At 45.3% G+C, this 24,098-nt stretch carries 23 protein-coding genes; 11 read left to right on the top strand and 12 right to left on the bottom strand.

All coding sequences use genetic code 11. The features are described 5' to 3' along the window. Window positions 1-47: 47 nt before the first annotated feature. The 6 genes from ACVA58_RS21295 to ACVA58_RS21320 all read left to right on the top strand — a co-directional run bounded on the left by ACVA58_RS21295 (window position 48) and on the right by ACVA58_RS21320 (window position 5,613). Window positions 48-392, top strand: coding sequence for a SemiSWEET transporter (locus ACVA58_RS21295; RefSeq protein ID WP_446512373.1), 345 nt, complete (start codon window positions 48-50; stop codon window positions 390-392). Between the two features lie 179 nt (window positions 393-571). Next, the gene (locus ACVA58_RS21300) at window positions 572-1,237 is read left to right on the top strand and encodes a hypothetical protein (protein WP_446512374.1); all 666 of its coding nucleotides are present in this window, start codon (window positions 572-574) and stop codon (window positions 1,235-1,237) included. After that, a complete protein-coding gene (locus ACVA58_RS21305) occupies window positions 1,191-1,454 on the top strand; it encodes a PTS fructose transporter subunit IIB (RefSeq protein ID WP_446512375.1) in 264 nt (87 codons plus the stop codon). Before ACVA58_RS21300 ends, ACVA58_RS21305 begins: the two co-directional genes overlap by 47 nt. After that, on the top strand, window positions 1,447-2,568 hold the full coding sequence (locus ACVA58_RS21310) for a PTS fructose transporter subunit IIC (RefSeq protein WP_446512376.1): 1,122 nt from the start codon (window positions 1,447-1,449) through the stop codon (window positions 2,566-2,568). The genes ACVA58_RS21305 and ACVA58_RS21310 overlap by 8 nt, the downstream gene beginning before the upstream one ends. A gap of 24 nt (window positions 2,569-2,592) precedes the next feature. Beyond that, on the top strand, window positions 2,593-4,668 hold the full coding sequence (locus ACVA58_RS21315) for a metallophosphoesterase (RefSeq protein ID WP_446512377.1): 2,076 nt from the start codon (window positions 2,593-2,595) through the stop codon (window positions 4,666-4,668). A 78-nt stretch (window positions 4,669-4,746) separates the two neighbouring features. Beyond that, a complete protein-coding gene (locus ACVA58_RS21320) occupies window positions 4,747-5,613 on the top strand; it encodes an endonuclease/exonuclease/phosphatase family protein (RefSeq protein WP_446512378.1) in 867 nt (288 codons plus the stop codon). Between the two features lie 95 nt (window positions 5,614-5,708). On the opposite strand, the gene arsB is transcribed toward ACVA58_RS21320, so the two are convergent. Continuing rightward, window positions 5,709-6,740, bottom strand: a complete 1,032-nt coding sequence (arsB, locus tag ACVA58_RS21325) for an ACR3 family arsenite efflux transporter (RefSeq protein ID WP_446512379.1) — start codon at window positions 6,738-6,740, stop codon at window positions 5,709-5,711. A gap of 95 nt (window positions 6,741-6,835) precedes the next feature. Further along, complete coding sequence (locus ACVA58_RS21330; protein ID WP_446512380.1) at window positions 6,836-7,147, bottom strand: ArsR/SmtB family transcription factor; 312 nt, start codon at window positions 7,145-7,147, stop codon at window positions 6,836-6,838. Between the two features lie 513 nt (window positions 7,148-7,660). On the opposite strand from ACVA58_RS21330, the gene ACVA58_RS21335 reads away from it, so the two are divergent. Continuing rightward, window positions 7,661-8,146, top strand: coding sequence for a hypothetical protein (locus tag ACVA58_RS21335; protein ID WP_446512381.1), 486 nt, complete (start codon window positions 7,661-7,663; stop codon window positions 8,144-8,146). A gap of 57 nt (window positions 8,147-8,203) precedes the next feature. Here the strand turns inward: ACVA58_RS21335 and mnhG are convergent, their stop codons facing one another. The 8 genes from mnhG to ACVA58_RS21375 all read right to left on the bottom strand — a co-directional run bounded on the left by mnhG (window position 8,204) and on the right by ACVA58_RS21375 (window position 15,860). Continuing rightward, window positions 8,204-8,500, bottom strand: a complete 297-nt coding sequence (gene mnhG, locus ACVA58_RS21340) for a monovalent cation/H(+) antiporter subunit G (RefSeq protein ID WP_446512382.1) — start codon at window positions 8,498-8,500, stop codon at window positions 8,204-8,206. A gap of 2 nt (window positions 8,501-8,502) precedes the next feature. After that, the gene (locus ACVA58_RS21345; RefSeq protein ID WP_446512383.1) at window positions 8,503-8,784 is read right to left on the bottom strand and encodes a cation:proton antiporter; all 282 of its coding nucleotides are present in this window, start codon (window positions 8,782-8,784) and stop codon (window positions 8,503-8,505) included. Next, window positions 8,777-9,253: a Na+/H+ antiporter subunit E gene (locus ACVA58_RS21350; protein WP_446512384.1), complete on the bottom strand. Its 477-nt coding sequence runs from the start codon at window positions 9,251-9,253 to the stop codon at window positions 8,777-8,779. Before ACVA58_RS21350 ends, ACVA58_RS21345 begins: the two co-directional genes overlap by 8 nt. Before the next feature lie 13 nt (window positions 9,254-9,266). Beyond that, the gene (locus ACVA58_RS21355) at window positions 9,267-10,760 is read right to left on the bottom strand and encodes a proton-conducting transporter transmembrane domain-containing protein (protein ID WP_446512385.1); all 1,494 of its coding nucleotides are present in this window, start codon (window positions 10,758-10,760) and stop codon (window positions 9,267-9,269) included. Further along, window positions 10,757-11,110 (bottom strand): Na+/H+ antiporter subunit C, encoded by a 354-nt coding sequence (locus ACVA58_RS21360; protein WP_446512386.1) that lies wholly within the window; start codon window positions 11,108-11,110, stop codon window positions 10,757-10,759. The genes ACVA58_RS21355 and ACVA58_RS21360 overlap by 4 nt, the downstream gene beginning before the upstream one ends. Then, window positions 11,110-13,725 (bottom strand): hydrogen gas-evolving membrane-bound hydrogenase subunit E, encoded by a 2,616-nt coding sequence (gene mbhE, locus ACVA58_RS21365; RefSeq protein ID WP_446512414.1) that lies wholly within the window; start codon window positions 13,723-13,725, stop codon window positions 11,110-11,112. Before mbhE ends, ACVA58_RS21360 begins: the two co-directional genes overlap by 1 nt. Before the next feature lie 611 nt (window positions 13,726-14,336). Then, window positions 14,337-15,077, bottom strand: coding sequence for a metallophosphoesterase family protein (locus ACVA58_RS21370; protein WP_446512387.1), 741 nt, complete (start codon window positions 15,075-15,077; stop codon window positions 14,337-14,339). A gap of 69 nt (window positions 15,078-15,146) precedes the next feature. Next, window positions 15,147-15,860 carry a GNAT family N-acetyltransferase gene (locus tag ACVA58_RS21375; protein WP_446512388.1) on the bottom strand — a complete coding sequence of 238 codons (714 nt, stop codon included), beginning with the start codon at window positions 15,858-15,860 and terminating at the stop codon, window positions 15,147-15,149. Between the two features lie 210 nt (window positions 15,861-16,070). Between ACVA58_RS21375 and ACVA58_RS21380 the strand changes: the two genes are divergently transcribed. Next, window positions 16,071-16,832, top strand: a complete 762-nt coding sequence (locus ACVA58_RS21380; RefSeq protein WP_446512389.1) for an arylamine N-acetyltransferase family protein — start codon at window positions 16,071-16,073, stop codon at window positions 16,830-16,832. 28 nt (window positions 16,833-16,860) lie between these two features. Here the strand turns inward: ACVA58_RS21380 and ACVA58_RS21385 are convergent, their stop codons facing one another. Both ACVA58_RS21385 and ACVA58_RS21390 read right to left on the bottom strand, forming a co-directional pair. Continuing rightward, window positions 16,861-17,748 (bottom strand): LysR family transcriptional regulator, encoded by an 888-nt coding sequence (locus tag ACVA58_RS21385; RefSeq protein ID WP_446512390.1) that lies wholly within the window; start codon window positions 17,746-17,748, stop codon window positions 16,861-16,863. 69 nt (window positions 17,749-17,817) lie between these two features. Then, complete coding sequence (locus tag ACVA58_RS21390; protein ID WP_446512391.1) at window positions 17,818-19,260, bottom strand: sugar porter family MFS transporter; 1,443 nt, start codon at window positions 19,258-19,260, stop codon at window positions 17,818-17,820. A 570-nt stretch (window positions 19,261-19,830) separates the two neighbouring features. Here ACVA58_RS21390 and iolE point away from each other — a divergent pair. The 3 genes from iolE to ACVA58_RS21405 all read left to right on the top strand — a co-directional run bounded on the left by iolE (window position 19,831) and on the right by ACVA58_RS21405 (window position 24,091). Beyond that, window positions 19,831-20,724 (top strand): myo-inosose-2 dehydratase, encoded by an 894-nt coding sequence (iolE, locus tag ACVA58_RS21395; RefSeq protein WP_428649963.1) that lies wholly within the window; start codon window positions 19,831-19,833, stop codon window positions 20,722-20,724. 132 nt (window positions 20,725-20,856) lie between these two features. Then, entirely contained in the window at window positions 20,857-22,728 is a 1,872-nt protein-coding gene (gene iolD / locus ACVA58_RS21400; protein ID WP_446512392.1) for a 3D-(3,5/4)-trihydroxycyclohexane-1,2-dione acylhydrolase (decyclizing), read from the top strand. A gap of 187 nt (window positions 22,729-22,915) precedes the next feature. Next, complete coding sequence (locus ACVA58_RS21405; protein ID WP_446512393.1) at window positions 22,916-24,091, top strand: Gfo/Idh/MocA family protein; 1,176 nt, start codon at window positions 22,916-22,918, stop codon at window positions 24,089-24,091. Window positions 24,092-24,098: the final 7 nt, after the last annotated feature.

Raw genomic sequence — 24,098 nt, forward strand, 5'->3', positions numbered from 1 at the left:
TTATAGGAACAAGTGATTCGATTGAATCACAATTGGATTAGAAAAAGATGAAAGTAATATCGTTGAATGTATTAGTCGTGATGACAATTTTGGCTGTCGGTCTGCCTGTGATGATTGAACACCCAACCATGTTGGGTAGCGTCGCTGCAGCGTGTACAACCCTGTCCTTTCTCCCTCAGGTGCTGCATACCATCAAGACGAAAGATACAGAGGGTATTTCATTAACCATGTATGTTTTGTTCGTGTTTGGAATTTTGTGTTGGCTTATTTACGGGCTGCTATCTCATGATCTTCCGCTTATGCTAGGCAATGGCATTACACTGGTTCTTTCTAGTATTGTTTTACTTCTTAAATTGAAATCCAAAGCGGATGAAAGAACAGCGATTTTATAAGATTGAATTTAGTGTGAATTAAAAGTGGGATGATAATTCAATTATGTGATTAATATGTTTTGTATGCAACTTAAGTTTATTTATACATACTCCTTGTAATGTGATCATTGTCTTAGACTGATTAATAACATTACTGTTAGGATTTATTTGTTAACTTTACACTTGTTTGGGTGATATCAATGTTTCGTGTGGTGTTGTTTTTTTGTATAGCGTCAGTGAAAGGAAAAGGTTGTTTCTTTTCTATGCTTGCTATGCTTGAAAATATTAGCCTTGCTCTAACACCAGAAATCGAAAAGTTGAATCATACTGAATATGATCAAACTGATGAACTTGATACGTTGGCTAAACAGTGGAGCGGGGTGTGGGATAGTGTGACTAAACAGCTATCATTCCGTAAAGCAGGTAAACAGCCTGTTCGTGAGTTGCTTGCTATCGCTGAACATCAATCTCGTGTTGGTATTCAAGTTGTTGATTTTGAAGCTTTATCACGTGGTTGTGATAACTCGTCAATTGCACAGATGCTGTCTTGTCAGCGTAGTATGGGTGATCCGTCATCTGCATATGCTTTGGAAGCTCAGCTGAGTGCCTCAACTATCTACTTGCCATATCAAATCGCTTCTAATCAGACAATCAACCTACAACTTTTAGATAAAAAACAAGAAACAAACCGAATAAAAGCACAGGAAGACTTCATGTCTTTACTGTGCTTTTTCTATTTAATCCAGGTGAAAATTAAAGAGGTTAATTATGTATTTTGTTTGTGTAGCAGCTTGCCCAACTGGCGTAGCACATACCTATATGGCAGCAGAGTCACTAGCTATGGTTGGCAAAGAATTAGGACATGAGGTAAAAGTTGAAACGCAGGGTAGTTTAGGTATTGAAAATGAAATTACCGCTGAAGATATAGCGCGTGCTGACGGTTGTATTATTGCAGCTGAAGTCGCCATTACAAAAAAAGAAAGATTCACTACTTTACCCGTTTTAGAGTGTGCTGTTTCTGATCCCATTAAACATGGAAATGCAGTATTTGAAGCATTATGCGAGGAAATAAATAATGGCTAAATTTTCAATGAATAAAAAGGAAAAGTCGGTAGGAACTGAAATTAAAACAGCCATTATGACTGGGGTTTCCTACATGTTGCCATTGATCATTGCTGGGGCAGTGATTATGGGAATAGCGCGTATCGGTGCCTCTTTTTATGGCATCGATAATATTTGGGATGGCAGTCATGCCGAAGCAGCAAATGCAATCGTTCGCTTGTTTCATGCATTTGATGGTTTTGGTGGCTTGGCACTGAGCCTGATGCTTCCCGTTGTTGCCGGTTATATTGCTTTCTCGATAGCAGATAAACCGGGTATAGCCCCTGGTATGGTCGCCGGCTTACTGGCAAAGGAAATGGGCACCGGTTTCCTTGGTGCCCTAGCTGCAGGCTTTATTGCAGGTTATATCGTCAAATTGCTGGTCACTAAAGTAAAACTGCCTAAATCTGTCGCTTCGGCAGGCCCCATTTTCATTATTCCAGTGGGTGGTACTTTATTAGCTTGTTTAGTCATGATGTACATCATCGGAGATCCACTTGCAGCAATGAACCGTGGCTTGGAAAGTTGGTTGTTGAGTATGTCTGATGGCAATAAAATTGTCTTGGCAGCGGTAGTCGGTGGCATGGTTGGCTTTGACCTCGGTGGTCCAATTAACAAAGCAGCTGTGACAACGGCCATGGCGATGCTAGCTTCTGGTATCTATGACCCTAATACTGCCGCGCAAGTGGCAATCATTATTCCACCGATTGGTATTGGTGTCGCAACCCTCATTTGGAAAGAGCGTTTTCCTCACTCCTTACAAGATGCAGGTAAGGCATCGACCTTAATGGGGCTGATTGGTGTTTCTGAAGGGGCGATCCCATTTGCCTTGGCGAACCCCAAGATCATCATTGTTAACGTTATCGGTTCGGCTGTCGGCGCAGCGATGGCGGTGGGTTTAGGGGCGGTAAACCGCGCACCCATTTCAGGTTTTTATGGTTGGCTGGCCGTTGAAAACTGGCTGGTGTATGTCGTGGCGATAGCCGTTGGCTCAGGAATCATCGCTGTTGGCTCTTTATTAGTCTTCAAGGGTGAAGAGCTTCCTAAAAAACAAGAAGAATCAAAACCAAAATTCAAAATTACTCGAGCCCAATAATATTACCTTCACGGAGATACCTTAATGAAAAGGTTCAGAAAAAGCAGTGTTGCGCTCTTACTCTCGATGACTATGGGGACTGCCTTTGCCGCTGAGCAAGTGCAAGTTGCCTTTATGCCAGATATTCATTTTCACGATGTATATGGTGAATTTCCTGATGGAAGTTTCGATGGTCTGAAGAATAGCCACAGTGGTCAGCATGCGACTATCCGCAGTATGCATGCTCAGTTGACCTCCACGCGTTTATTCAACGAGAATTATTTCGCCTTGCTTGCAGCCCTTGATGATGCAGTGAAGCGAGGGGTGAAGTATATCGCATTACCGGGTGACTTTAGTGATGATGGCCAACCGGTTCATATCAGGGGGTTGAAAAAAATCCTCGACCATTATGCCAAAACGTATGATCTCGAGTTTTTTGCTGCTCCCGGTAATCATGACCCTGTTCGTCCTTTCGACCGGCCAAGTGGTGAAGGGGACTTCTTAGGTAAAGATGGCAAAACCCAGCGGATCTTCAGCAAGGGTGCCAATGAGTGCGTTGGTTATGATAGCGAAACAGCGGTGATTAATGTAGGTCATGAACTTCCAACGATCTGTACCGAGGAAATCCGTGAGTTGGGCTATGAAGGCTTGATGGCTGAGTTGGGTGATTTTGGTTTCTTCCCGCAGCCGTCCAACTTGTATTGGGAGACGCCGTATTCGTCGTATTCGCAGGCCAATTATGCATTTGATAAAGCGCTTACCCAATCAAACTATGATCAACGGCAGTATGAAATTTGTCATCAAGGCACCGGGGGAAAATACAAACAACCCGATTACACTGCATGTTTTTCCGTGCCGGATACCAGTTATTTGGTTGAACCCGTAGAAGGGTTGTGGCTACTCGCGATAGATGCCAATGTCTATATTCCCAGCGAAGATGCCGATATCCATAAACCAGAGCTTGCCTCTAATTTCGCGGGTTCGGGAAATGCAGGTTATAACAAAATGCTCACTCATAAGCAGCATGTCATTGAGTGGATGAAAACCGTGGTTGATAGGGCGAATGCTGAAGGCAAAACGCTGGTGGCTTTTAGTCACTTTCCGATGACGGAGTTTTATAACGGCGCTGCAGAAACCATAGAAGATATTTTTGGTCCGGGTAACTTCCAGCTTGCTCGCTCTCCGAAAGAAGACGTGAGCGAGGCATTAGCAAAAACAGGGATCAGGCTGCATGTTGGTGGCCATATGCACTTCAACGACACTGGCGTTAAGCATTACGACGATGGCTCGTTCTTGTTCAATATCCAGGCCCCGTCGATGGCAGCCTATGTACCTGCGTATAAGCTGTTGAGTTTCAAAACGGAAAACCAAGTAGAGGTTGAAACCGTTATTTTGGATAAGGTGCCACGCTTCGACGAGTTGTTTGAGCATTATGAAGAAGAGTGGCAGCATCTCAAAGCCAAAGGTAGTGAGGAGATCTGGAATAAGGATGTACTGACATCGAAGGATTACTATGAGTTCACTAATTGGCACATTACTGAACTGACCCGAATGCGATTCTTGCCAGAAGAGTGGCCGTGTGATTTGAAGCAGATGGTCTTTGCGCTGGATGGCCGCCAGATGTTGATTCTGAGCCAATTGGATAGCCCGTTAACTCAACAGCAGGTAACGACGCTTACCGAAGGCCAGCAAGCGGTTGAGATCTGCCAAGAAGCACCTGTTGCCTTCGAACCGTCGAGCATTAAGGATCCTGATTTTACTAAAGCTTGGAAGCAGGCTGAATCCAATGCGAAGCAGTTAGCCGCAGACAATGGCTTGAAGCTGGATGACTTTGCCAAGTGGAATGGGTTTGACTTCGCGGTTGATTTTTATCGCCTGAGAAATGCAGATGAGTTGGCTTTCAAAGATATCGATCGTAACCGGATGCCACAGTATGAATTGTTAGCGAATACCTTGGCGGAACAGGCTGCAACCGTCGCCGGCTCAACGCAATTTGGTGATGTGTTCAAGCAACGCTTTGGCGGTTTGTTTGGCATCTTGACCAAGTTCGCCAATGGTCAACCTAGTTATCACTTCAAGCTGGATCTAGATAAAGGAACGATATCGGATCTTAAACGTTAAACATCATTTTCTGATGTTGTTTGGTGCAGGGAAGGCATCACCTCCCTGCCATATTTTATCTCATTAATGGAGAAGTTAATGATGAACAAAATAGCAGTGGCATTACTTTTAACCCTCGGACTACCAGCCGTCGCGGCAGATTTCGATGTGATGTCGTTCAATATCCGTAACAGCAAAGACAGTGTTGTAGGCAGCGAATACGACGGAAACAACACGTGGGAAAACCGCAAAGCAATAGTGGCGAGCATTGTTGCTCAAAATGATATCGCAGGGCTACAAGAAGCGTTTAGTGATCAAATTGAGTTTCTCGCTCGCCAATTACCGGGTTATAGCTGGGTGGGCGCGGGCCGCGACGATGGCAATGCCCAGGGCGAAGCGGTGCCTATCTTTTATCGTAATGATAAGTATATAAAACTCGGTGGTGGCACGTTCTGGTTGTCAGAGACACCACAAGTCGTAGCGAGTGTTGGCTGGGATGCTGATTTAACCCGCATCACCACATGGGTTCGGCTGGAAGAGATAGCAACGGGTAAGCGGGTCCTTGTGTTTAATGCTCACTTTGACCATATCGGAAAAACGGCCCGCCAAGAGAGTGCTAAGTTGCTAAGCAAGAAAGCGGAGGAGATCACCCGCGGCGCAGGCGATGCCGTGATTGTTCTGGGTGATCTGAATTTTGAGCGCAGTGATACCGCATCTTATCAAGCACTGATTGATTTGTATGATGACGCCCGTAAGATCGCCAAACAGCCTTTTAGTGGGGTGAATGGCAAAAAAGATCAGGTATTTACCTACCATGGATATGGTAAGGAGAAATCAGAAGATATCGATTATATTTTTGTGAATGACAAATTAGCGGTGAATTCGTTTGAATATCGTAGTGTCATCAAAGATGGCATCTATGCTTCAGATCACCTGTCAGTGATCTCAAATGTTTCGTTTCAGTAGTTAAGGCTGTTATTAACAACATAGAGATAGGCGGTCAGGTATGCCATCTGGCCCGCCAATTTGCCCCGGTGAGCCGGGGCAATTTTATATATGATCTAGTGAGCGTGAACGACTGGAAATTTATCGCGGGTTTTATTGGCATAGGCAACGAGGGCGAGCATGACCGGTACTTCTACCAGTACACCGACAACTGTTGCAAGTGCTGCGCCTGAATGTAGGCCGAATAAACTGATAGCAACAGCAACAGCCAGCTCAAAGAAGTTAGAGGCACCAATCATGCCGCCGGGTGCAGCAACGCGATGAGGCTCTTTCCACTTGAACATCCAGTAGTAAGCGATAGCAAAGATCAAGACGGTTTGAATGATCAATGGGATAGCAATTAACACTATATCAAGTGGATTTGCCAGGATCTGAGGAGCTTGGAAGCCAAATAGCAAAACTACGGTACTGATTAAGCCAAGGATTGAAAGCGGTTTGACCCTGCCTCCGAGCCGTTGCAATGCTTCCTCGGAACGAAGAACTTTTCGGGTTATCAGCCCGGCAATAAGTGGAATGACAATGTACAAAACCACGGCAATGATTAAAGTACTCCAAGGCACTGTGACGTTCGTTACACCTAATAGGAAGGCAGCAAGTGGTGCAAATGCGACAACCATAATCAGGTCATTCACAGCCACTTGAACAAGCGTGTAGTTAGCGTCGCCTTTTGTTAACTGGCTCCAGACAAAGACCATCGCGGTACAAGGCGCAACACCCAATAGGATCATACCGGCAATATATTCATTGGCCAGATCAGGTGTGATTAATCCCAAAAAGTCACCAAACAGATGCTTGATGAATAAGACGGCTAGAAACGCCATAGTAAAAGGCTTGATTAGCCAGTTTACGGTCAGAGTAACAATTAATCCTTTAGGGCGACGGTGTATATTTTTGATAGATGAAAAGTCTATCTGCATCATCATTGGGTAAATCATCAGCCAAATGAGCACAGCGATGATGAAGTTGATGTTGGCGTACTCTAATCCACCCATAAAGGAGAAGAGTTCAGGGAAAGCAGTGCCTCCCAGTAGGCCTGCAACCATTGCTAAGCCTACCCAGACACTGAGGTAACGTTCAAATATACCCATTAGTAGTACCTTAATATTATCGGTTATCGTCGAATAACGATTATCATAGTAATAAAAAATGCCTGATAGTAACCCCATTCAGGCATCTATAACGCTTAGGCTAAATAGCCAAGTAAGTCTTTCATTCTTTGTAAAGCTTCTGGTTTCATGCTGAAACATGTACGTGGGTGCTGTACTTCAGCGTGAACCAGGCCTGCTTGTTTGAGTACGCGAAGGTGCTCTGAAATGGTGGACTGTGCTAGATCGAGCTGATCGACAAGGTCTGATCCGAGGCATTGGCCACTAGCTAGAATTTTTAGCAACCGAACACGTGCAGGATGGCTAATGGCCTTCGCATACGCAGCAATTTCTTTTTCAGTCGCTTCATCCAGTTTTATAGGATCAAGGTTAGTTAAGCAATCCGCCATAATTCAGTGTTGTTACCATTCATCGTTAAATTACGATTAATGGTATGCCCATATTTTGAGTAATGCAAGCAGATTTTTTTGCCTTAACAAAGGCAAAACTTGCAAGGTGAGCTCCGGTGAAAATGATGGGCTCAAGAAGATTCAAATGTGTGAGTAGGTGCTGGTAATGATTGATAACATTTATTGTTAGATCAATCTTTTACAAAAATTCATATGGCTATGCGTATATTTCCGAGAAAGATCACAGTTCGCACAGCTTAGCTGTATGAATATTGTGCAACATTTGTTGTTTAGTATGGATTTCACTGTTGACGGTTTGTAATGTCCTCATGCTGGCATACTTTGCCAATTGGCTGAATTCACATGCAATAACATAAAAAAGAAACCGGGTAGGAATAGATCTCATTGAAGAAACGCTTGAGCAAGCGATGAGCGGTTGATAACGCTGTAAAGAGGTTTAGGCCAAGTGAATGGACTCAGAGCTCGGTTGATCACATTCATAAAGGGACTGTTATGTGGATTACCTTTGCTTTTGTATGGGTATTTTTATCTGTTGTTGTTGCTATTTATGCAACGGGTAAAGATCACTCGGGGACTGACTTCTTTATTATCGCTTTGATTATTTCTCCTTTGGGAGCTGCGATTCTCGTTGTTTTGCTTCCTCCTTTCGAAGGTTTGGCAACCATGAATAGAGTGAAGGAAAAGACAGGTTCTGAAAAACTATCAAATGGTCAAATGAAGAATTTTGAGCCTTTAGTGCTATCTCGTGAGGCCGATTGGCAGGATGCCGTGAGATTCATTCATTCGGTGAAGGACGCTGTAGAAAAGGTCAATGATTCAGTACCTTTGATGCAGATTGATAATGCCATTAATGAACTACGAAGCCTTTATTTCCAATCAGGGGAAGAGGGGATTACGCATTCTGCGGTAAATATGATTATTAATGAGGCTAAATATCGAGAACTAGAAACACAGCAACAAGCATCAGTATGGAAATAATGTCTTTTGAACACACCTCCCTTCGAGAGCGTGAGTTTGACGAAGAGACCTGACGATTCATTTTTTATTCTGCCAAATCTTATAACCTTTTTCTTGCATGGCTTTACCGAGTAGGTGTGCGGCAACAGGGGCGGTGATAAAAAGGAATAATATTGTACCGATAACCCGAGAGATAACACTGCTTTCGGGCATTGAAAAAGATACAGCCAATAACAGAAAACAAATCCCTACGGTGCCGGCTTTTGTTGCCGCATGCATTCGGGTATAGAGATCGGGCATTCTTACAATACCTAGGCTGGCGACAAGGGTAAAAAAGGTACCTAACAGCAAAAGTATGCTTATCAATACGTCCATAATTAACCCTTATCTAGCTTCTGTTTGGTAATTAGTCTGGCAAAGGCAATGGTGCCAAGGAAAGCGACCAGAGCGAGAGTAATGGCAATATCTAGCAGCGACTTCTGACCACTGTCCAATGTATAGACGGCGATAAAGCCGATAGTGACAAAAGAAATTAAATCTAACGCGACAACGCGGTCTGCCAATGTCGGCCCCAGTATCAGACGAATAAACGCAAGCACCAAGCTGACAATTAAGCCTAAATAGGAGAGCTGGATACTAATATGGAGTAGATCACCCACGTGTAACCTCCAATATTCTCGCTTCCAAACCTTGTTTAATATCTTGCTTTACACTGTCGTGGTCAGGGGCGAACATTACGTGCAGTACAAGGTACTTCTTATCCGGCGTGATATCTAAGCTCAAACTGCCCGGCGTCAATGACACCATATTGGCTAACAAGGTTATTTCAAGATCAGTTTCAGCATCAAGTGGAACATAAACAATATCCGGCTGGCTCAAATGTGTGGGTGTAATGACATCCCAGACGACTTTGGCTACAGACACTATCATTTCGTAGCAAAAATAAATTACTAACGCCAAGAAAGCTCTGAATTTCTTGAAGTAGCCTGTTTTCAAGCCAAAGGGTTGGCACAGGCTTAAGGTAAAATAACCAACGACAAACCCGATAGCAAAGTCGAGACTGCCATATTGCCCGTTGAGTAACATCCAAGCCATGGCAAGAAACAGGTTTAGGATAAAGTAACTCATGCCTTTTTTCCCATTATGGCTCTCCCAATACGGCACGTACGTAATTAACAGGGTTTAGTACTTGCTCGGCGGCTTCATTCGCAAACTCAAATATAGGCTGTGCAACTAACCCAATAGTTATCGTCATTAACGTTAAAACTGTAATTGGCAAGCAATAGAGAAGGTTGATTGATAGGGGAAAAACCTTCTCAGTTTGATTGGGTACTGGTGCTTTCCAGAAGGCTTCGCTCCAAATCTTAGTCATCGAGAATATGGTTAATAAACCAACCACGAGCGCCGTTGCTGCCAGTAGATTATAGTCGTTGATAATACTGGCTTTAATCACTAGGAATTTGCCCCAGAAGCCAGATAGTGGAGGAAAACCTGCCAGTGAAAAGGCTGGGATAAGGAACAGGAAGGCAAGCCATGGCATGGCTTTGTAGACACCGCCTAAATGGCGAAGTTGGCTCGTGCCGTATTTGCTTTCAATGAAGCCACCAATTAAGAACAGATTTGCTTTTACGATGATGTGGTGAATGATATAGAAAATCGCTCCGGCAATGGCGATCGGGGTATATAAAGCTAATCCCATCATCATGTAACCGATTTGGCTGATAATGTGAAAGGAGAGTATTTTCTTGATATCAAATTGGCTGGCGGCTCCTAATACGCCAGTCAGCATAGTTAGGCCGCTAACCCATATTAGCAGGGGTTGCCAGCCCGTCTCGGCAAGGGGAAAGACCAGTGTGAATGTTCGGATAAGGGCATAAACACCGACCTTTGTCAGCAGAGCAGCAAACAGGGCGACGACAGCATTTGGTAATGTATGGTATGAGGCTGGTAGCCACGCAAACAATGGAAACAACGCTGATTTGATGGCGAAAGTAAAAAGAAACAGGGCAGAAAGTAGCGTCGATGTTTGAGGTTCTATATGCGGGATCTTCAAATGAAGATCGGCTAAGTTCAGCGTCCCAGTTGCGCCATAAGTTAGGCCGATAGCCAGTAAGAAAACCAGGGTCGATATCAAGTTGAGTAAAACGTATTTTACGGCACCATCGATTTGCTTACGCCCAGCATCAACAATCATCAGGCCAAATGAGGCTATGAGCATTACCTCAAACCACACATACAGGTTGAAGATATCGCCCGTTAAAAATGCCCCGTAAACTCCAGCTAACAGCACATGAAATAAGACGTGGTAGAGGCCATAAGATGGCTTGTCTTTGAGGTCCGCCATGGCATAAAACACAGTAACGGCACCAATAATGGCGGTAATGACCGTCATCGCTACACCGAGGAAGTCGGCAACAAAGACAATCCCAAATGGTGCCATCCAGTTACCAAACGCAACGGCGTACGTACCATTTGCAAGGATATTTCCGAGTAACTGCATGCTACAAAAGACAGTTATGATTGCGCTGGAGCCACTGAGCCAATTGATGGCATTAGGCTTATGACGGACAAAAAAAGCGCCAGTTGCAGTCAGTAACGATAATACGACGGGTAAAGTGAGCCAAACTGAGGTCATTGATCCTCCTCAGAGTGCTGCATGGCATCGACATCAGCCGAACCTGTTTCCATATAGGCCCTATATAACAACATTAATGCAAAAACTAATAGCCCAAAGCCGATAACAATTGCAGTCAGAATAAGCGCTTGTGGCAGAGGGTCGGCAGCGCCATCGGGAGGAAGTACAGCGTTAGTATCAATAAGAGGGGGATTACCCGGTGTCAGGCGGCCGGCAGTAAAAATGGCCAAGTTAACTGCGTTACTGATTAAGATCAGCCCCAGTAAAATACGGATAATGTGGCGCTCCAGCATGAGGTAAACCCCAGCAGTTACGAAAACACCCACGACAATGCTCCATAGTATTTCCATCAATCGAGCTCCTCATTAACTCTTAGCAAGACCTCTAGAACTCCGCCAATAACCGCGAGGTATATGCCAACATCGAAAATGAGAGGAGTGCCTAAGGGTAATAGCTGCTTCCACCAAATCCCGGTTAAGAAAGGGGCTCCCATAACAAAGCCGATTCCGCCTGCCAACAGGCTTAAGAATACACCGAACATTGCAATATTCATCGGCCTGTAGCTCAATCGCTCCCTGACATATTGTGGTGACTCCGCGAAAATAAGCAGTGTTAAACCGATAACAGCGATAAGCGCTCCGATGAACCCGCCGCCGGGAGAATTGTGTCCACGAAGGAGTAAATACAAGGAAAAGACCATCATTAGTACTGCAACGATGTGGGCCGTGGTGCAGAAAATCAGTGATTGTATACGGTTTTGCTGGTGTGAATGAGTATTAAACAAACTGATTGCAGCGATTGCTGCTACGACTACAACAATGGCTTCTCCCATGGTATCAAATGCCCTGAAGTCAACCAGAATGACGTTGACGATGTTTCGACCATGGCCACCAGGCACACTGTTTTGGGCAAAGAAATCGGCCAGAGTTGAGTCCAGAGGTTGCTTGGTGATAGTGAGGAGTAATGCAGTAACGGAAAGACCTATCGCCACGGCAATAAAACCATGAAAGCTACGTCGTACAATCGAGTGCCGTTTAACTGTACTGAAATTAGGGAGGTGGCGAATGAGTAACGCAACAAAGACCACCATCAATGTTTCAACTAATAGAAGAGTCTTGGCTACATCGGGCGCGCTATAGATCATGAAGACCAATGTCATCAAGAAGCCGATGGCGCCGAGCCCTGCAATGGATAACAGGCGTGAAGCCGAGAATACACAGAGCAAAGCTGAGGAGACTAACAGCAACGCAATGGCTATTTCATAGAGTCGAATGGTTAAAATACGCTCAATGACGTCACCGGAAACCTTGATTGGATTTAACAATAAGATCGCTGCAAGTACCGAGAAAAAGAGTAAGGCGTAGATACTAAGCCGACGTTGCTGCAAGCGATTGGTTTGCCATGTGGCAGCAGATAACATTAATGCCATACATTTTTCAAATACCTCGCTTGCCACTGGAAGAGGGCCAAGTAACTTATTTAATACCAGAGTAACGGACGACATGTTTTTATAAATGAGGATCCCTAAAGCTAAAGTAACGCCACTCATGATTAAAGGCAGATTGATCCCTTGCCATAATTTGACTGGACTAGATTGTTCGACTTGATTGATTTCAAAAATCGCGGTGGAGAGAATGTATTCATTCAACCAACCCAAACCGAGTGTAGGAACGATGACACTGCAGCAAGCCAGTACCATCGGCGGGATCCAATAGCCTATTTCTGCCTCGATAGATTTAACGGTCGGGTTATCCTCTATTTTCTCTCGCAGGAAAGGCTGTGAAATCACCGCAATTGCGAGGGCGACCATCACGGCATTGATTATAACCAAGGCAAACATCACTATGCTGTGGACTTCCAAGCCTGCTTTGTACGCGTACTCTTTACTTAGGAAGCCGAGTAACGGCGGAATACCGGCTTTTGAGAGGGCGGCGATAAGCCCTGAGGCGAAACTGAATATCAGGGCGGCTTTTAAACCATACAGTACCCTGATATCACGCGTCCCCGTTGCTTTGTCGATATTTCCGACCACCATGAACAAAGAGGCTTTATAAAAGGCGTGAGCGAGAATGAATAATATAGCGGCTGCGAGTGCGGTTTCTGTCCCGATGCCAAGCAGTAAAGTAAGGATGCCGAGTATAGTATTGGTACTGAATGCCAGCATGAGCTTGAGATCTTTTTGCATCAATGCGATGACTGCTGACCATAGTGCAGTAAAGCCACCGATCGTGATGAGGCAATAAAACCAAATATCACTGCTGGCATACACCGGCGAAAGCCTAGCCAGTAGATAAATTCCCGCTTTGACCATAGTCGCTGAGTGCAAAAAGGCACTGACCGGTGTAGGGGCTGCCATGGCACCCGGTAGCCAGAAATGAAAGGGGAATTGCGCAGATTTAGTAAAAGCGCCAAGGAGTATCAATACTAAAGATGGCGTAAAATAGGGGTGTTGAGTAACGCTTTCTTTGTTGGATACCGCCAGGTCGATAATTATGCTTAATTCGTAGCTACCCACTATTTGTCCCAGTAATATTAACCCTGCTAGTAAGGCTAATCCTCCGGCACCTGTCACGACTAATGATTGCAGTGCATTCTTACGCGATTTTTCATTTTCATGATTGAAACCGATAAGCAAATAAGAGGTAATTGTCGTGAGTTCCCAGAAAACAAACAACAATAGAATGTTATCACTCAGTACGAGCCCGAGCATGGATAGCATGAACAGCGTTAGATAGAGATGGAAAGAAAAGCGCTCCGCTTTGCCTTTCATATATGCCAATGCGTAAAGTTGGACAAAAAAACCAATACAACTGATTAAGCCGACAAAGACAAAAGATAAGGCGTCAAGCTGTAGGCTGAGGTTAATGTCGAGACTGGGAACCCACGATGTTGACCATCGCAGGCCGGTAGGTGACGGTTGGTAGTAATAAATTGCTGTAAAAAAAAGAATCGCAGGAAATAGCACAAATCCAAGAAGAGTGTATTGATGTTTGCCACTGTCGAAAATGGGTTTCGATTTTTCTTTATTATGGGCCACTAACTTTGCTCAATATTTTCAATTGACTGAGTGTCATTAAGGTTAATCCATTAACCTATTTTTTGCGTCCAAGGTTCTCTCGTTGAAGGTGTTCTTATGTCTAAGATCCTGGCTGTTAGTCGAGTGCAGAGCTTGTCTTGTCATGGAGTCTGTGGTTGTGTCTTTCCTTGAGGTTATGTGGTTCTTCTTGAAGGCGGTATACCTCATAACCATCATAAGTACACTCACCAATGTCGTTCCTTGGACACACAGATATATTGCAATGATCCAGCAATTCGGTGCTGCAGTAAGGGCAGTACTTTTTCACAATGAACTCCATCTACATGATATGTATTCTGTTGAAATGATTCCTTCTGATTACAATGTAGACGGGAAAATTGAAATGCGATGGCGGCCTTAAACGTGTTTTACAGCTGTTTACAATCTATTACAAAGGTCGCACTGGTAAGACAAGTTGGTTAACCTGAGGTAAGGTAAAAGGGTTGTCTCTAATTTCATGAAATATAATGTAATTTAATGGCTTAGAGACGATTTTCTCTCTAGTTGGAGAGAGAATGATTTTCTAGTAGACGAATACTGATTTCGCCACTTGACCACTTTGCATGATAAATAGTCATCCCGGCGTGGTTGGATCGTTGGGGGGCATCAGATTGATGTTGAAAACCATAAGAGGATGAGAGACCAACAAGCTGGCGGATATTACCATCCTCGATATCAAAATAATGATGGGCATGGCCACTAATGACTGTTCGTTTGGTTTTAAAACAGCGAACCAGTTCATCTTGATTTTCGATACCAATCTGCTTGAACCATTGGTTGCTGACATCAAGAATAGGGTGATGGGAAATGATTAGTGATGATGATTCCCTCATCGTTTTCTTCAGTGCGACAAGCGCTTTTCTTGTCACTCGGCCTGCACCGAGTTCCAATGAATTACCTAAAGGCTTGTGGCTAGTATCGAGGAAATGGAACGGTATATCATGGACCGTTGCCGACTGAGTTATCTTGATTTTACTGCCTTTAAAGCAGGCTTTCATAGAGTCAAGATCATCGTGATTACCGGCTAATGCATAGCAATGGGTAATGTTATCGCTATTTTCAAGATATGACTTGATTCGATTATATGCCGCAGGTACGGCAGCATTAGCCAGATCACCGGTAAGCAGCAAGACTTTGTCTTCCGTATCTTGGTTAACAATATCTAATAGCTTTTGTAGATTAGTATCCGACTCATTTGGCATTTCCGCCAAGTGAGTATCAGTGATTTGGTAAATCTTCACGTTGGTCCTTTAGCTTGTTGTCAAATTATCCCTTAGGCTTTGTGCGCAAGATTAAAGGAATGTTATTTGTCAGGCAATGTTGAAGTCGAGTATTTCAGCTAACCGTTGTTTTTGCAGTCCATTGTCATCAAAGTTATCTGCTGATAGCCAAGCTTGATGGGCAGTGGATATATTTGGCCAGTCGTTGTCGATAATGGCATACCACGTCGTGTCGCGATTGCGTCCATTGTATACAATGGCTTGCTTGAATAACCCTTCATAGCTGAACCCCAATCGCTCGGCTGCGCTGCAGGAAGGCTGATTGAGTGAATCACACTTCCACTCGCAGCGGCGATAACCCAGCGTCTCGAAAGCATGTTTTAACAGTAGATGAATCGCTTCGGTTGCCGCAGGCGTTTTCTGCAGCTTGGGCGAAAAAAGGAAGTTGCCAACTTCTATTACACCCATTTGAGGAACAATCCTCATATACGAGCAGAGGCCCACCGCGAGGTCAGTAAGAGGATCTATGATGGCAAAGAACAAAGGGTCACGACTCTGTTCCAGCGGTGTTAACCAGTCAAAGAAGCTCTCCTTATTATCAAATGGTCCCATAAACATATAGGTCCATAAGCGCTGCTCAACATCGGCTGAAAATGCGTCAAACAGATCGTTGCCATGACGTTCAGCATTGATAGGTTCAAGGCAACAAAACTGGCCAGTTAGTGTCACAGGCTTAGGGGTATTGGCACCTTGCCAGTCAGGCATAGGTGTGCCAATAGGTTGTTGGAGTGGATTGAGGTACATAGGGTGTTCCCAAATAGGTTATGTAACGATACTCTTTCGAAACCAACAGATTACTACCGACTGTTGTAATATTTCTGTGGAGCCTGTTAGAAAATCTGGATTTATCCTGTTTGTGACAAATTTTATGTTGCTATAAAATATAGGTAAATCTCAATTCGCTATATCGAAAATCATACCGTTCATCACAATGAGATAAATAGGGAGTTTGCATTGATCCAGAATGAGTGGGTCCCGCACATCGAACAACGACTTGGCCTAGGTTTGTCGCAGTTAGACGGACTTGATGGAGCGAATGCGCTTTGTACGGCGTTGGTGAGGTCAATTCCGTTTGAGAACTTGGATGTGTTGTCCGGTATTCCGATAAACGATGAAACGTCCCACCTCTACAAGAAACTGATCCAGTCAAAGCGGGGCGGGGTATGCTTTGAACTCAATAACTTCCTGTTTGAACTACTGCGTTACTGTGGCTACGATGTCTATCGTATTGCTGCGCGAATGATTGTCGATGGTGAATTGAGGGATGTCGCTAACCACATAGCTCTGGTCCTAGAGCTTAACGGACAAAAATATATTGCGGATGTCGGTGACGCACGCGCGATGTCTCAAGTTATCCCTATGGACGGCAGTATGGGTTTTAAACAACTTGGTATTACGCATCAAATTAAGCCTATTGATGGGGATATTTATCAACTTTGGCTATACGAAAGTGATAGCCAGTCAGCGAGATATCAATTTGAAGATAAGCCGTACCAGCGTGAAGATTTTAAAGAGGGTATCGCTTATGTTGAGTTTGATGAGCGCTCAATTTTCACCCAGCAGTTTATTATTACCCTCTTGCATGATAATAGTCGGCTGTCACTCGGCAAGGAACATATAACAAAGACCTCGGAGAGCGGCAAAACGATAATGCCATATCAACCAGAACAGAGAGATGCGCTATTGGCTTTGTTGTTCGGCATTGTTATTGATTAGCATAATGGATTCGGTAATGAACCATGGTTTAAGAACTTTCCAATAAAAAGCTTTTGAAGTGACTGGCAACGGCTGATGCTTTTGTTGGTGGGTGATAATACAGGTTGAGGCTCCAAATACTGGTTTCGTAATCTTCTAGGATAGGAGTTAGCCGTTCATCAGAGAGTGCTTTATCAAGAACAAAGGCGGGTAAATAGGCAATGCCTGCCCCTTTGATTGCGCTTTGCAGTAGCAAATCACTGTCGTTAACTTCCAGCGATTTAGGCACTTTTATCATCTGTGTTTCATCATTACGCTCGAAGATCCAATCATTACTGCCGGTCAGCGTGGTAGCAAATAAGCATTGGTGTTGTGACAATTCAGTTGGAAACTCGGGGGCAGGATTTCGTTCAAGGTAATCAGGGGAAGCGACTGCGACAAAAGGGCTTTGCATCAGTTCGCGGCGAACTAGATGAAGGTCTTTTTCTTGATAGCCTTGATAGCAGGCGTTGGCACTGATAACTAGATCAGCTTCTGCTGCATGATCCAGCGCCCATGGGGTGACGTTGAGGTTAAATGTGACATTCGGGTGTGAAACGAGGTAGCTGCTTATTTTATCCATCAGGAAGTTGTTGGCATACACCGGGGTGCAAACGATATTGATGTGGCCTTTGTCTTGCTCTTGGAAGTCTTGCAAGCTGCGGCACAACTGTTCAGCATTATCAACGAGAGGAGAGAACTCATCAACCAGCTTTTGGCCCGCAGGGGTAGCGGTTAATAAACGGTTGGTTCGGCGGCATAAGGTAATACCAAAGCTCTGTTCGAGATCTTGTAACCAGCGGCTGCCTGCGGAAACTGAAACGTTGAATTTACGTGCTGCGGCAGAAATTGAGCCGGTTCGGATAACGTAAACAAAGAAAGCCATTTTATCGAGCATAATGTCGCCTTTTTTAATCGAAAAAACAGGCTTATCAATGACAAGCCTGTTGGGTATTACAACGTGTGATTAAGCGTTTGCTTGTGCTTCAGGAGCAGGAACTTTCTTGCCCAATTTTTTGGCCATCACTTCTTCCATTTTCTCCAGGCTGACACCTTTGGTTTCAGGGACGAACTTAACCACAACAAACATACAAATCAGTGACAGGATGGCGAACAACCAGAAGCTGAATGCACCGTTGAAATGCTCTCTCAGGAAGGCATTGTCATTCAGCATTGGGAATGACTGGGTGACGATGAAGCCGGTGAACCACTGTGCACCCACAGCGATAGACATTGCACGGGAGCGGATGCTGTTCGGGAAGATTTCCGAAATCATGGTCCAGCATGCACAGCCCCACGATGTCGCGTAAGAAACAACGTACAGACACAATGCGAACAATGCCGCGTAGCCTTCAGTACCGGTGTAAAGCACATAACCGACCACCGTCATACCGACCGCACAGCCGAAGGTACCGTATTTCATCAGTGGCAAACGACCGACTTTATCGATGAGGTACATACCTAGCGCGTTACCGAGGATGAAGACAATACCGACGAAGGTGGTCTGGAATAGGGCGTTTTCAGTACTACCGGTAATTGGTCTTAGGATTTCCGGCGTGTAGTACATAATCACGTTGATACCGGTTAGCTGCTGGGCGGCAGCAACGAAGGTACCGATCACCAAGATTGCAAACAGAAGCGGTGAACGCAGGCTGACTTGCTTCTTGCCCGGTACGTTTGAATCTGCCAGTGATGCTTGGATCTCGCCGATCAACTGATCAGCATGCTTAGGATTTGAAATACGCGATAGGGTGTCTTTAGCCTCATCGACTTTTCCTTTCAGTACCAACCAACGTGGTGATTCAGGGATAAGGAACAACAGGCCAGCAAACAGTGCGGCTGGAAGCACTTCTGAGCCCAGCATCCAACGCCAGCCCATATCAACCAACCAAGTTTCACTCATGCCTTTGGCAATCAGGTAGTTAACGTAGAACACCCCTGTTTGACCGATAACAGCAGATTGTTGGAACATACTGACAGCACGGCCTCGGAAGTCTTTCGGTGCCACTTCAGACATGTACATCGGTGAAACGACACAGGCTAAGCCAACCGCGATACCACCAACGATGCGAAGCATGACATAGAAAGTAAAGGTGGTGGCCAGTGCCGAGCCGATGGCGGAAATCATGAAGAGGATGGCAGCCATGAAGAGAGTTTTACGACGGCCATATTTGAGGGCGGACCAGCCGGCGCTGACGGCACCGATAATACTACCTAGAACAACACTTGAGACTGCCCAACCGGTTTGTGCAGAGGATAAACCAAAGTGTTCTCTGATAGGACCAATAGCGCCAGAAATAACAGCTGTATCGTAACCTAATAAAATTCCCCCTAGGGCTGCAATACAACAAATTCTAATAATGTAGGCAAAATTATGTTTTCGGGCCTCGGCCGCGGTTGTGGGTGACATGTTCTACTCCTTTATGAGATCCCCGTCTCTTACTCAACCATCGAATAAGTTTGAGTTGGGTAGCTTTCCAATGCGTTAATTACTGTAGGATTTTTGCATCGGCATTATTCCACTCACCAATATTTATAATAGTAATTTATTGCTTTGATAATAATTTTCCACTTGGTGATAGCGCAAATCATATGATCTCAAGATTTTCACGGCTATAGCTAATAGGGTGTTTTGTTTGAAAATGATACTTACGTCAAATTGCGAAAAATATTTTCCGTAAGTTTTGATTGTCTTAAAGTGTTGATTTTTATAGATATATATAAGTTGTGATCTTGCTCAAGAATTTCTCTCAAGCCGCGTTTTTACTGGGCTTTTTTCATATTTAACGGAAAAATTGAAATCGATTGTACGTGATGAAAAATATTTTTCGTTTCTATTTTTTCGGTTATAGTGAATTCCAGTGAAGCAAATGGTGCAGATAAAAAAGCGGTTCGGGAATTCCAAAAGAACATATTCCACTGGACTGACTACAATCGTCACCGACCCGGAATTAAATAATCATAAAATTGGAGTACAAACATGAGCAATGTTCAATATGGAATCAGCCCACTGACCTGGACTAACGATGATATGCCAGAACTTGGCGGCGAAATCCCATTGGAAACATGTTTGAGTGAAATGGCAGAAGCTGGCTTTACTGGTACTGAGCTAGGTACTAAATATCCTCGTGAGCCAGAAGTTCTTATTCCTCTTCTAGAAAAGCATGGTCTGGTTCTGGCGTCTGGTTGGTACAGCGGCAATCTGATGACCCTGACGGCTGATGAAGAAATCGCAGCTATGCAGGAGCACATCAAACTGCTGAAAGCGGCGGGTTGTAAAGCGATGGTATTTGGTGAAGTGAGCAACACAGTTCACGGCGACATCAACACCCCTCTATCTCAGCGCGTAATCCTGACTATGGATGAGTGGAAAGCTTACTGTGAGAAGCTTACGACTGTTTCTGAGTACCTACTAAACGAGCATGACATCAAGCTGTCTTTCCACCACCACGTGGGCACTATCTGTGAAACTGAAGACGACATCAACCTGATGATGGAGCTAACTGGCGACGCAGTTCACCTAACGCTGGACACTGGTCACATCACATATGGCGGCGGTAACCCTGTCACCATGATCAAGCGCTGGGGCCACCGTATCGGTCACATGCACTTTAAAGACCTACGCCTAGACGTTATGAAGGCCGCTCGCGATGCAGACAAGTCATTCCTTAACGCAGTTCTTGATGGTGTATTTACCGTTCCTGGTACTGGCGATGTTGATTATGACGACGTATTCGCTGCACTAAAAGAGCGCGACTACAAAGGCTGGCTATTGGTTGAAGCCGAGCAGGATCCTGCTAAAGCGCACCCACTAACGTTCGCAAAAACAGCTTTTGAGAACATCAATGGCTACGCGAACAAGTACGGCCTATAAGAACGAGTAAAAGGTAAGGGGGCAGGCTAGGCCCCCTTCACATCTCACCGCAAAGTTCACGGTAAAAGTGTTCAAAAGCAATTGCAGTGAGTAAAGGAAGATTTTTTCGAATATCGAAAAACGAGGAAGACAATGAATACTGTACGCCTGACTGTTGCTGAAGCGCTTGCCAAGTATCTTGCAGCACAAATGATTGAAATTGATGGAAAGAAAGAACAACTTTTTGGTGCCGCTTTTGCGATTTTCGGTCACGGTAATGTGACGTGTTTCGGCCAGCAGCTAAAGAATATTGAAGACAAAATTCCAACTTGGCGTGGTCAGAACGAACAGTCTATGGCGACAGCCGCCATTGCATATGCCAAGGCCAACCAGCGTCGCCGTATCGGTATTGCAACCAGCTCTATCGGCCCAGGCGCGACCAACATGGTCACCGCTGCCGGTATTGCCCATACCAACCGTCTGCCTCTTCTTCTTATTGCGGGTGACGCGTATGTCAGCCGTCTGCCAGATCCTGTTTTACAACAGCCGGAGAACTTCGAAGATCCGTCTGTAACATCAAATGATGCATTCAAGCCGCTAACACGCTACTGGGACCGTGTTCTGTCGCCATCTCAGCTAATGCACACGTTGCCGCAAGCGCTGGATACCATGCTAGACCCTGCAACCTGTGGCCCAGTATTCCTAGGTTTGCCGCAAGATATCCAAGGTGTCGCTTACGACTTCCCTGAAGTGTTCTTTGCTGAAAAACTACATCGTATTCGTCGCCCAGAGCCTGAAATGATTGTTCTGGAAGAAGCGAAAGAAATTCTATTGCAAGCGAAGAAACCACTGATCATCTCAGGTGGCGGTGTTCACTACTCGCTAGCGACTGACGAGCTAGCTGATTTTGCCGGTAAGCACAATATCCCGGTGGTAGAGACCATTGCTGGCCGCGCCACTATGCTTCAGGACAACCCATTGAACGCAGGCCCAATCGGTGTAACGGGTTCAGATTCTGCTAATCACATGGCTAATGAAGCGGATGTGGTACTGGCTATCGGTACCCGCTTACAAGATTTCACCACTGGCTCTTGGACTGTGTTCAAGAACCCAGAAATGAAGTTGGTTAGCATTAATGTGGCTAAGTTCGATGCCATCAAGCACATGTCTTACCCGGTACTGGGTGATGCGAAAAGCTCAATGACCAAGCTATCTGCTTTACTTGGCGATTGGCGCTCAGGTGACGAGTGGTCGGCCAAAGCAAAAGCAGAAGCCGATGAGTGGAAAGCGCTGGTTCATCGTCGTACCCACCCTAAAGAAGGCGATCTGCTACCGGGCATGTCTTCCTACGCGGAAGTAATTGGTAAGCTGAACACCTCGATGGAAAAAGGCGACACCGTACTGACAGCAGCAGGTGGTCTACCGGCTGAGCTTTCCATGAACTGGCAGAACTACCAGATTGGTAAGTTCGATATCGATTTTGGTTACTCGTGTATGGGTTACGAAATTGCAGGTGGCTGGGGCGCGAAAATTGCCAACCCAGACAATGATGTTGTCGTGCTGGTCGGTGATGGCTCATACCTTATCCAAAACTCAGATATTTACTCTTCAGTGTTGACTGGCCACAAGATGATTGTGGTGGTTTGTGACAACGGCGGTTTCGCGGTTATCAATAAACTACAGAACAACACCGGTAACGAGTCATTCAACAACCTACTTGAAGACTGCCGCCGCCCAGATGGCGAACTGGCTCGTGTCGATTTCGCTAAGCACGCAGAAGCTCAAGGTGCAATTTCCGAGAAACTGACGTCTGTTGACGAGTTTGATGCTGCCTTTGCCCGCGCTAAAGAAGCGGACCGCACTTACGTGATTGTGGTGGATATCGACCCTGTATCTCCTGCGGCATGGTCCAAGTGCGACTGTTGGTGGGAAGTAGGTTTACCAGAAGTGACTCGCAACGAAGAGACAGCGAAGAAAGTCGCTGACTGGGAAGAGGGCCGAGCGGCACAGAGACGAGGTGTATAAGGTGTGGTGTTTAGTGTCGTAGGGCATTAACCAGCCGCTATTTAGCGAGGATTTATTACCAAGAGGCTCTTTTAGTCGAGAGCCTCTGAGAATGAAAACTCTGTAAACAATAAAAAACTATTTCCAATATCTGAAACGCAGGTACCTCTTAAACAGTAGTAGGGGACACCTGACAAGGAGTGAAGCCATGTTTAATGAAGAACGTCATTTTGATCAACCTATCCGCTGGGCAATGGTCGGCGGCGGTCGTGGTAGCCAGATCGGTTACTCGCACCGTAACGCTGCGCAGCGTGATGGTTTGTTCAAATTGGTAGCCGGTGCTTTTGACCTTGATCCTGAGCGCTGCCGTGACTTCGGTAACAACCTTGGCCTTGATGGCGACCGTTGCTACGCCAACTACAAAGAGATGTTCGAACAAGAAGCTCAGCGTGAAGATGGTATTCAAGCTGTGTCCATTGCAACACCGAACTCGACTCACTACGAAATCTGTAAAGCAGCGCTTGAAGCAAATTTACATGTGGTATGTGAAAAGCCAATCACTTTCACGACTGAAGAAGCCGAAGAGCTAAAAGAAATTGCAGCGAAAAACAACCGTGTTATCGGTGTCATGTACGGTTACAGCGGTTTCCCAATGGTTCAGCAGGCGCGTGAAATGGTTCAGCGTGGCGACCTAGGTGACATCCGTGTTATCAACATGCAATTTGCCCACGGCTTCCATAACGAAGAGTACGAACTGAACGATCCAGGCCTGAAGTGGCGTGTAAGCCCTGAGGTTTCAGGCCCAACGTATGTGCTGGGTGATATCGGTACTCACGCGTTCTACCTCTGCGAAGTGATGACTGGCCTTGAAGTTGACCGCCTATCTTGTATGCGTCAGAGCTTCATCAAATCGCGTACACCGCTCGAAGATAATGCTCACGTGATGATGGAATTCAAAGGCGGTGCAGTCGGTACCCTTTGGGCATCAGCGGTGAACTCAGGCTCTATGCACCAGCAGAAGATCCGTATTGTTGGCTCTAAAGCGTCTATCGAATGGTGGGATGAGCAGCCAAACCAACTTCGCTTTGAGGTACAGGGTGAGCCATCACGCGTTCTTGAGCGTGGCATGGGCTATCTACACCAAGATGCGCCGGGTGTGGCATCTAACCGTGTTGGTGGTGGCCACGCAGAAGGTTACTTCGAGTCTTGGGCAAACCTTTACCACCGTTTTGCGTTGGCATTCGATGCAGCAGACCGTGACGATCAGGAAACACTAGCTGATATCTGGTTCCCAGGTATCGATGCGGGTATCGAAGGAGTACGCCTTTGTGAAAAATGCGTTGAGTCAGCAGACCAAAACGCAGCATGGGTTGAATACAAGTAATAGGAAC

The organism is Photobacterium sp. DNB22_13_2 (genome assembly GCF_052873915.1).